This window comes from Streptomyces sp. HSW2009 (assembly GCF_040240285.1).
In the GTDB taxonomy this organism is placed as follows: domain Bacteria; phylum Actinomycetota; class Actinomycetes; order Streptomycetales; family Streptomycetaceae; genus Streptomyces.
Genome location: NZ_JBEHZD010000315.1, coordinates 1 through 9,247 on the forward strand (window position 1 = coordinate 1; position 9,247 = coordinate 9,247).

Sequence of the window (9,247 nt, forward strand, 5' to 3'; positions counted from 1 at the left end):
ACCCACCCCAATCCCAGCCACTCCAGAGCCAGTTGCCTTCATCTCCAACCCCCCCCCCCCCCCCCCCCCCCCCCCCCCCCCCCCCCCCCCCCCCCCCCCCCCCCCCCCACAAACCACCACCCCCCACCCCCCCCCCCCCCCCCCCCCCCCCCCCCCCCCCCCCCCCCCCCCCCCCCCCCCCCCCCCCCCCCCCCCCCCCCCCACCCCCACCACCCCCCCCCCCCCCGGGGCGGCGCCCCCCCCCCCCCCCCCCCCCCCCCCCCCCCCTCGCACTCGCACACTCCCCCACCCCTTCACGGCACCCGACCAACCGCACCCACCCGGCACGGCCAACACCGCAAGAAACGCGAGGAATCCTTCAACTTCAGCAGGTGGCGGCCGGCGTCTCGAACGTCTGCTGCCCCTCGACCTTGATCAGACCGACGTACTTACGACCGCACGGGTAGCTCATGTTCCAGGTGCTGTTGGCCCGCTCGCCCTTGCTGATGGTCTTCGTGGGCCCGTACGAGGTGCTGCTCGACCGGAACCCGAGCTTCGCCTTGATCGTGGAGCCACCCTTCTTGGTGTAGAACACCTCGATCCGCTGCGGGCTGGTGTTCAGCGAGATGCAGAGCTGCCCGTTGCTCATGCTGGTGCACTTCACCCGGTCACTACCGGAAGCCACGGACGGCGCGGACTCCACCGACCCACCCTTGTCGGCCGCGATGGCCGGCCCGGCGAGCAGCGAACCGCCGGCAGCGAGACAAGCAGCAATGGACAGCGTGATACGACGACGCATGAGGTCGTTCCCCCAGATCAATATCGGCCAAGATCAACGCCGAGAGGCTACCCACATCCAAAAAAGATTTCCACCTTGTAAACACGCCTGACGTGCAGCTTTCCCCTCCCACCCACCCCCAAGCCCCTCACACCACCACCCCGACCCACCCCAATCCCAGCCACTCCAGAGCCAGTTGCCTTCATCTCCAACCCCACCCACGCCCCCACCCCACCCAACTCCCGCCCCTCGCAACCCACATCACCACAACAGAACATCCCACCCATCTCCCACCCAGCCGCCCCACCCACACCTTCCGGACGAACACCGCAGAGCTCGCGTATACCTGCGGAACTCATGCGGAATCACCGGGCCCCACGACAACGGCGATGCGAAAGCGGGCCTCACACGGGCCGGACCGACCCACCTCGCGACCTCACCCCGACCCGCCGCACGATGACGTCGGCTGCTGCGCCATTGCCCGCCACACATCCGACCCGGGCGAGCGAGCATCCACGACAGCGCCCGAAACACCGGCGCCGGCCGACAGGCCGTGGCCGACGGGACACATCCACACCGCCGCACCCAGGGACCGCCACCAAACACCAAAACGCCCCGGACCCACCCAAGGCCCCGGGGCGTTTCGCGCAGCTCATCGACATGGCCACACACAGAGCCGACTGTCGGGTTCGAACCGACGACCTTCGCTTTACAAGTTCGATCAGCAGCCTCAACCGCCCCAGCCTGCAGCAGGAGGTCAGCGCCATACAAGGCTTTCCACAGCTGCCACCGTCCGTCTCTATTGATGTCAGATACGGATGTCAGCTTGCCTCGGCTCATGACATGCGGACGCGCACCCACGGCCCAACCAAACCAGTCACTCCTGCCCCAATCGACTGATCACCGGCGAAAGGGCGTCCCTCTCAGAAGCCAGCCGAAACGAGACTCCCCCTGAACTTACTGATGTCCTCGGGCTCAACTTCGGGACGCAGGGCGATCACAGTGCATATGGCATCCATCAGGTGCTGAGGGCGCCTGAACGGCGTAAACCTCAAGAAATCAGCCAAAACCCGTTTCCCGTTGACCAGTCTCTTCCATGAGCCATCCCATTCAGCATCCAGCCTCTCCCTGATTTCAGCCGCGACGGCAGAGAGAATCGCTGCACTTTTTTCAGCTCTACGCTTTTCCAGTTGAAAGTAGGCGGCAAGGTCATTCTTGTCGACCTTGAGGCTAACCGCAGCCCTCGTCCTCGCCTTCACGGTCTCCTCGACAAGCAATCTCTCAACGTCTTCCCTTTCGGAATCAGCAATTTCGGCTAGCTTTTCTTCGACCTCCACAGAAGTTATCGACGGCCCGACGAGACCCATAGCCGCACTGAGAACATCACCCTCCAGGAAACAGTTCTCAATCATTCTCCTGCGCCACACCCACAGTCGACCTCGACCATCGGAAGCGTCTACCAGGTCTCTGTCACAGACCGCTATCCACGGGAAAAGCTGCTCGTTCTTCTCAAGAGTCTTGGCCATAGATAGCACGGCTGCTTTATTGCCCGCCACGTACACCAAAGAGCGCGCAGTTTCTAGCGGGAACAGCGTTTGCAGATATTTGCGATCAGTTTCCCCCTCAACCACAACCATGCGGTCGTACTGCAGGACCGAACTAGGATGCATCCCAAGCTCGGCCATAACATCCAGTCGTAGCGCTTGCTCGGAAACCCTCTCCGCCTGGTTGACTCCATCCTTAGTTGCAGGTTTAACATTGATCAGCGCGTCAAGTGGAGCCGAATTAATTAGACTAGGAGAGTGAGTGCACAGCCACATCTGCGCATTTTGCATACCTTCCTGAATGGTGCTGGTAATGGTCGTCTGCAATGCTGGGTGAAGATGCAGCTCAGGCTCATCCAAAAGGAGGACCCCGCCTTTAGCGGCAAGCCTACGCGCCATATACATGAGACCTAGGCATTCGAGCTCACCACTTGACAGCTTTCCCAGATCGTGTTGCTCGCCGGACGCAGTCTCAATGGACAAGGACACGCTTCCATCTTCTCGCAAAGCAGGCCGATGGATTATCTTTCCAGTTGCTTTATAGAAGTTTTCTGTTATGAACTCAAAATCCGAAGACCTATTCCCTCTACCACTGTCGCCGCTCCTCCGCGACACTAGATCGACGTAGTCCAGTGAAGTAAGGTACTGCGGAACTTCACTAAGAGTAAATTGCGACCATTCCGTGGTAAGGGCCGATACCGCTTCCGTTCGGAGCCGGGTGATCGCTTCGTGCTCAAGCAGACTTGGGTCCACTCGCACACTGGCATCCCTGGCAACGGACCTTTCGGCAGGAATGATATCTAGACTGCAGAAAGAGTTGTCTCTTTGGAAAATCGCATCCCGAAGGATATCTGGCCAGTAATCTTCGTCGGGCCACCGGATTACGTTCCTTCTATTGAAAACGAGGTGCAATGTAACCAACTCGGGGCATGCGTATTCTTCTTGCGAGCCTTCGTTCCGGAAAGCAGAGACCATTTCACGCTCGGTCTCCGTAAGAACGAAAGTGGTTTTAATTTCTGCAGAGTCACCCCATGGGCCTACGAGGTTTGAGTAGTCTGTGTCACTGTCGGGAATTTTCCATGCCAGAGCGATGGCGAGGAGCAACGTGCTTTTTCCCGATCCGTTCTTGCCTACCAAGACGACCAATGGCGTGCTACTTAGATCGCCGATGCTAAATTCGCGGATTCCTTTTAGATTGCGCACTAGCAACGAATCGATTTTCATCTTTCTCCCTGAAGCATGACGTGGAACCCTCTGTCGATCGTAAATCCGTTCCTGATCACGGCGCCAGCGCTTACACAAGGTCAGAGAAACGGCTTTGGCCGGTGTCCTGCCCTGTTCGGGGTCGGTCAGGGGGCCGTACGCTGGCCGGCAACTCGGGCAGGCTGTGGGCCTGCCCGGAATTTGAACGAGTGGCCCCCTGGCCTTGCCCGACGCGGGACCCGAACCGGGGAGGTGGGTAAAGCCGTGGAGCCGACCCCCAGCCACAACGGACCTCGCCTTCTCAGCCCAAAGATGCTGCCGCGCGGCACGGACACCGGCCGGCCCGGAGCGGGGCGGAGACAGGAGCGCAGGCCCGGCCGGGGGCCGGGCCGCGCGCGGCGAGCTTGCGAGCCGCCTTGAACCTGTAGAGAAGGTTGTTACTCATCTTCCCCCGGCTCCTGCTGGCGCGCGGCGCGTTCGTGTTTGATGGCAGCCAGGATGCTCTGCGTTCCGCGCAGTTGGGCCTGGAGCCGGTTCAGCACGTCCTCGCGAGCGGAGCGGATCAGGTGGTCGGTGGATGCCTGCTCTTCGACGCTCCCGGCCGGGGTCCAGAACGTCTTGTGGCTGTGGTTGCGGACGATGTCCTGGCAGGTGCGGATGACCCAGTTCATCGTGGTGGTGAGTTCGTAGCGGTGGCGCTGGTCCTGGTCGCCGTCGTCGTTCGGGGTGGGCTGCGTCGTCACCGGGTCGCCTCGCGCGTCATGGGTGCGCGGTCGTCCTCGTGCCCGCCCAACCTCGGTGTGGCCAGTTCGGCGGTGACGGTGCGGCCGTACGCGTTGCCGGTGACGTGGAGGCGGTAGGCCAGGATCGTGACGATCTCCAGGCCACGGCCGCGGGTGGCGCCTGCTGTCGCCCCCGCGCGGTGCAGTGCCGTGATGCTGCCGGCGTCGGTGACCGAGATGCTGATCCCCGCGCGCGAGAGCGTGAGCGTGATGTGGAAGACGCCGAGGTGGGAGCCGCTGTCGGTGTGGGTGAGGGCGTTGGTGGTCAGTTCGCTGACGATCAGTTCGGCGTCGGCGAGGCAGGGGTGGTCGCGCAGGATCTCGCGGGTCCAGCGGCGGGCTCGGGGGATCTCCTCCACGGAACCCCCGCAGATGCGGCCCCACACTCGCAGTTCACTCATATACTCGTCCATACAAGTTCCTTCATGCTGGTAGGCGGCCATGTGCGGTGGGTTCGTGCTAGACGAGTCGTACGCCGTCGTGGGCGCGGATGGCTGGCGGGGAAGCGTTGTCGAGTGCGTCGAGGACACGAATCGCGTACGCCTCGTCAGCCAGTTCGGAGACCTCTTCGCGGGTGGCCCAGCGCAGTGCCCGGGTCTCCGCCCCGGTGGTCGGGGTGCCCTCGATCACCTCGCACCGGAAGACCAGCGAAACGATCAGCCCGGTCATGTTCTTGTAGACGCCGGTCAGGGTCGCCGGGAGCGCGATCTTGATGCCGGTTTCTTCGAGGACTTCGCGTTGCAGTGCGTCGGAGATCGTTTCTTCGCGTTCGAGCACGCCGCCGGGCGGTTCCCACTTACCGTTGTCCCGCCGCTTGATCAGCAGGGCTCGTCCCGCGTCGTTCACGATGACGCCGGCGACGCTCACGGAGTGCGGGCGGTCAGTGCTCACTTCGCTCTGCTCTCTCCATTTACTGAGCTAACTAAGCTAGCTAACTCAACAGGGCGCCTCCACCGTAGCAACACGGGTCAGCCGCTCGTCTAGATACCTAAAGGAGTACGCACCATGCCTCCTCTCGCCTCGGGCCTCCTGGGCGCGCTGGACCCGACCAGCGACCGCGCGGTCTTCCGCCAGATCGCCGACCAGCTCCGCGAAGCGATCGACAAGGGCCGCTTCCGGGAGGGCGACAAGCTGCCGTCGGAGACGGAGCTGGTGGACCACTTCGGGGTCTCGCGGATGACCGTCCGCAACGCGCTGTCGCTGTTGCAGCAGGAGGGGCTGGCCGTGTCCGAGCACGGCAAGGGCGTCTTCGTGCGGCCCCGGCCTCCGGTGCGGCGGCTGGCTTCCGACCGGTTCGCCCGACGTCACCGCGAGCAGGGCAAGTCGGCGTTCACGGTGGAGGCGGAAGCCGCGGGCAGCCGTCCGGAGGTGGACGGCCTGGAGGTGAAGGAGGAACGGCCCTCCCCCGACATCTCCGCGCGGCTCGGCTCGCCCCGCAAGGTCCTGGCCCGCCGCCGTCGCTACCTGCTCGACGGCCGACCGGTGGAGTTCGCCACCTCCTACCTGCCGCTGGACCTGGCCCGCAACACCCCCATCGCCCAGCCCAATCCTGGCCCCGGCGGCATCTACGCCCGCCTGGAGGAGATGGGCCACCGCCTCGACCACTTTGACGAGGAGATCCGCGCCCGCATGCCCACCCCGACCGAGGTGCGCACCCTCCGACTGGCCTCCGGCGTGCCGGTCATTCACCTGGTGCGGACCGCGTACGACGCTGACGGGCGCGCGGTGGAGGTGTGCGACACCGTGATGGCCGCCGACGCGTACGTGTTGGCCTATCAACTCCCGGCCACCTGACGCGCGCTGGACCCCTACCGTCCCTTCCCGACTCGTACACGCAATCACGCATACTCGTATAGACGAGTGGGTAAGTCGTGTGGCACAGTGATGGCTGGGCCCGCTATCGCGGGTTCGAGTCCCGTCACTCATCTAGACAACTAGATGCCCGTGTGTACGTGAGGAGAGAACGGTTGCGTTCCATACGAGTCGAAACGACTGCCCCGCTCACTCCCGTTCCAAGCTCTCACTCCGAACTCGCCGCCAAGGAGGGGCGCACAACCCGACATGGGCGCCATCAACGACCGACACAACTAGACGAGTAGTCGAGAGGTGATCTCCGTGTTCCGTCCGAAGTACCCGCCCCTCCCCACCGCGCAGATACCCAGCCACCTCACCAACTCCAGCGACACCCCGGCTGACTGCCACTGCCAGCACCCCGCCGCACCGCTGCTCGCGCGCCGTATCGCACCCTCGCTCGGAGCCGGCGCCGGAGCAGTGGCCGCCGTAGTGACCATCGGGATCGTGCTTACCGCACTACTGGCCGCCGTCGCCGTCGCGGCCGTGTCCGTGACCTTGGCCACCGTCGTCATCCGCACCCTACTCACCGGCCAACACCACTGCCGCCGCTGAACTCTCCACCCTCCACGTCTGCCGAGGTCGCCTCGATACCGCCAAGCATCCGGCGCCCCGGCGGCCAACGCCCTGACGAGCAAAGCCGCAAGACAGGAGGGGCCGCCATCGACGCCCACACCACCCGGCATCCAAATGGAGCGGGCACCATCGCCAAGCGCGAGGAGGGCCGCCACCAGGTCGCCGCGTACGCCCCCAACCGGACGGCACACGCGCCCGGAAGTTCGCGTCCGGCAAGACCTGAGCTGAGCGTGACGCCAAACGCCACGAACTAACCCTCACCAAACACCAAACGCCCCGGACCCACCCAAGGCCCCGGGGCGTTCGTGCAGCTCATCGACATGGCCACACACAGAGCCGACTGTCGGGTTCGAACCGACGACCTTCGCTTTACAAGAGCGGTGCTCTACCAGCTGAGCTAAGTCGGCGTGTCCCCAGCAGTGTACCCACGCCCGCGGAGTGCCCCGGTCGAATATTTCGTCGATCCGACGATCCGGCCGCTTCCCGCGCTGGCAACGGCGCGAACCGCTCGTACGAGCCCCTCGCCACCCACTCGGCCGCCCCTCCAACAGCCCCACCCCACCCACCAACAGCCCACCCACACCCCACCACCCCACACCTTCCGCGCAACCCACCACTCGCCACCCCAAAACCCACCACCACAGCCGCCCCAACCCACACCCCACCAAGCCCCACCAGTCCCGCCACCCCGAGCAACCCTCGGCCCACCCGCAGCCCACCCCCAGCCAACCCGCACCCTCCGTAACCCGCCCCTCACACCCCCCCACACCCCGAGCCAGCTCCCCGGCAGCCAGCGCACCCGGCACAACCAACACACCCGGCACACCCAACACCAACCCACGAACCCAGCAAGCCCAACAAACCACCCCGCCCCGCCATCTCCCCACCCCCGGGAATTTTCGGGGCGTCTGCTACTGACAGGAAGGCGCTGGCCAGGTACGGTCACGGCAAGTCTGGTCAGTGGACTAGACCCCTTCCTCCGCCGTCGTGGGTGTGGGGGAGGTTCCGCTCGACCTTTACTCGGATCGTCCGGCACGTTCCTGCCGGTGAAGGGAATGCACCATGGCTACCGTCACGTACGACAAGGCGACCCGGATCTACCCGGGCTCCGAGAAGCCCGCCGTCGACCAGTTGGACATCGCGATCGAGGACGGCGAGTTCCTCGTCCTCGTCGGGCCCTCCGGCTGTGGCAAGTCCACCTCGCTCCGCATGCTCGCAGGGCTTGAGGACGTCAACGGCGGCGCCATCCGCATCGGCGACCGCGACGTCACCCACCTGCCGCCGAAGGACCGGGACATCGCCATGGTGTTCCAGAACTACGCGCTCTACCCGCACATGACCGTCGCCGACAACATGGGCTTCGCCCTGAAGATCGCCGGCGTCAGCAAGAGCGAGATCCGGCAGAAGGTCGAGGACGCGGCGAAGATCCTGGACCTCACCGAGTACCTGGGCCGCAAGCCCAAGGCGCTCTCCGGTGGTCAGCGGCAGCGTGTCGCGATGGGCCGGGCCATCGTCCGGGAGCCGCAGGTCTTCCTCATGGACGAGCCGCTGTCCAACCTCGACGCCAAGCTCCGCGTCCAGACCCGTACCCAGATCGCCAGCCTCCAGCGGCGCCTCGGCATCACCACCGTGTACGTCACCCACGACCAGGTCGAGGCCATGACCATGGGCGACCGCGTCGCGGTGCTCAAGGACGGGCTGCTCCAGCAGGTGGACTCGCCGCGCAACATGTACGACCGCCCGGCCAACCTCTTCGTCGCCGGCTTCATCGGCTCCCCCGCCATGAACCTGGTCGAGGTGCCGATCACCGACGGCGGCGTCAAGTTCGGCAACAGCGTCGTCCAGGTCAACCGCGAGGCGCTGTCCGCCGCGGCCGACAAGGGCGACAAGACGGTCACCGTCGGCGTCCGCCCGGAGCACTTCGACATCGTCGAGCAGAACGGCGAAGCCGCCAAGTCGCTCAGCAAGGAGTCCAGCAGCGCCCCGGCCGGCCTCGCCGTCACCGTCAACGTGGTGGAGGAACTCGGCGCCGACGGCTACGTCTACGGCACCGCCGAGGTGGGCGGCTCACTCAAGGACCTCGTCGTCCGCGTGGGCGGGCGCCACGTGCCGCAGAAGGGCGCCGTCCTGCACGTCGTGCCGCGGGCGGGCGAGACCCACGTGTTCGCCACCTCCAGCGGCGAGCGCCTCAGCGACTGACCCCGGGCACACCGCTCCGGTAGCCCGGGGTAGCTCGGTGGCACACGGCCCCGGCGGCCCGACACCGACCGGCCCGCCGGGCACCGGCCCACCGCGGCCTCGTACCCGCACGCGTACCCGTACGCGCAGCCCCCGCCCCGTACCCGTACCAAGCAACCCGTAACACCCCTCGTACGGGCGGATTCCGCGGCGACTGCCACAGGAAAGCCACACCGCAGGACATACCGGGGCAGTCGGGCACGAGCAGGGACGATCGACGACCGCCCCCCCGCCCCCCCGGGGGGGCGGGGGGGGGGGGGGGGGGGGGGGGGGGAGGGGTAGGCCCGCCCCGGGGG

General features: G+C 65.6%; 9 protein-coding genes and 1 tRNA gene. 3 read left to right on the plus strand and 7 right to left on the minus strand.

The genetic code is table 11. From position 1 onward, the window contains the following. The 6 genes from AAHZ94_RS21640 to AAHZ94_RS21665 all read right to left on the minus strand — a co-directional run. On the minus strand, positions 1-289 hold a 289-nt coding region (locus AAHZ94_RS21640), incomplete at its 3' end, for a hypothetical protein (RefSeq protein ID WP_349994636.1). A gap of 75 nt (positions 290-364) precedes the next feature. Next, positions 365-778, minus strand: a complete 414-nt coding sequence (locus AAHZ94_RS21645; protein ID WP_349994637.1) for a hypothetical protein — start codon at positions 776-778, stop codon at positions 365-367. Between the two features lie 902 nt (positions 779-1,680). Beyond that, complete coding sequence (locus AAHZ94_RS21650; protein WP_349994638.1) at positions 1,681-3,525, minus strand: ATP-dependent nuclease; 1,845 nt, start codon at positions 3,523-3,525, stop codon at positions 1,681-1,683. 416 nt (positions 3,526-3,941) lie between these two features. Further along, a complete protein-coding gene (locus AAHZ94_RS21655) occupies positions 3,942-4,247 on the minus strand; it encodes a hypothetical protein (RefSeq protein WP_349994639.1) in 306 nt (101 codons plus the stop codon). Beyond that, positions 4,244-4,687 (minus strand): ATP-binding protein, encoded by a 444-nt coding sequence (locus tag AAHZ94_RS21660; RefSeq protein ID WP_349994640.1) that lies wholly within the window; start codon positions 4,685-4,687, stop codon positions 4,244-4,246. The genes AAHZ94_RS21655 and AAHZ94_RS21660 overlap by 4 nt, the downstream gene beginning before the upstream one ends. Before the next feature lie 58 nt (positions 4,688-4,745). Further along, the gene (locus AAHZ94_RS21665; protein ID WP_349994644.1) at positions 4,746-5,153 is read right to left on the minus strand and encodes an NUDIX hydrolase; all 408 of its coding nucleotides are present in this window, start codon (positions 5,151-5,153) and stop codon (positions 4,746-4,748) included. A gap of 138 nt (positions 5,154-5,291) precedes the next feature. Here AAHZ94_RS21665 and AAHZ94_RS21670 point away from each other — a divergent pair, with 138 nt between their 5' ends. Together AAHZ94_RS21670 and AAHZ94_RS21675 are read left to right on the plus strand one after the other, a co-directional pair. Continuing rightward, positions 5,292-6,080, plus strand: coding sequence for a GntR family transcriptional regulator (locus AAHZ94_RS21670; protein WP_349994641.1), 789 nt, complete (start codon positions 5,292-5,294; stop codon positions 6,078-6,080). A 321-nt stretch (positions 6,081-6,401) separates the two neighbouring features. Next, positions 6,402-6,692 carry a hypothetical protein gene (locus tag AAHZ94_RS21675; protein WP_349994642.1) on the plus strand — a complete coding sequence of 97 codons (291 nt, stop codon included), beginning with the start codon at positions 6,402-6,404 and terminating at the stop codon, positions 6,690-6,692. A 355-nt stretch (positions 6,693-7,047) separates the two neighbouring features. Here the strand turns inward: AAHZ94_RS21675 and AAHZ94_RS21680 are convergent. Next, positions 7,048-7,120, minus strand: a tRNA-Thr gene (locus AAHZ94_RS21680). A gap of 655 nt (positions 7,121-7,775) precedes the next feature. On the opposite strand from AAHZ94_RS21680, the gene AAHZ94_RS21685 reads away from it, so the two are divergent. Continuing rightward, positions 7,776-8,912 (plus strand): ABC transporter ATP-binding protein, encoded by a 1,137-nt coding sequence (locus AAHZ94_RS21685; protein ID WP_349994643.1) that lies wholly within the window; start codon positions 7,776-7,778, stop codon positions 8,910-8,912. The last annotated feature ends 335 nt before the right edge of the window (positions 8,913-9,247 follow it).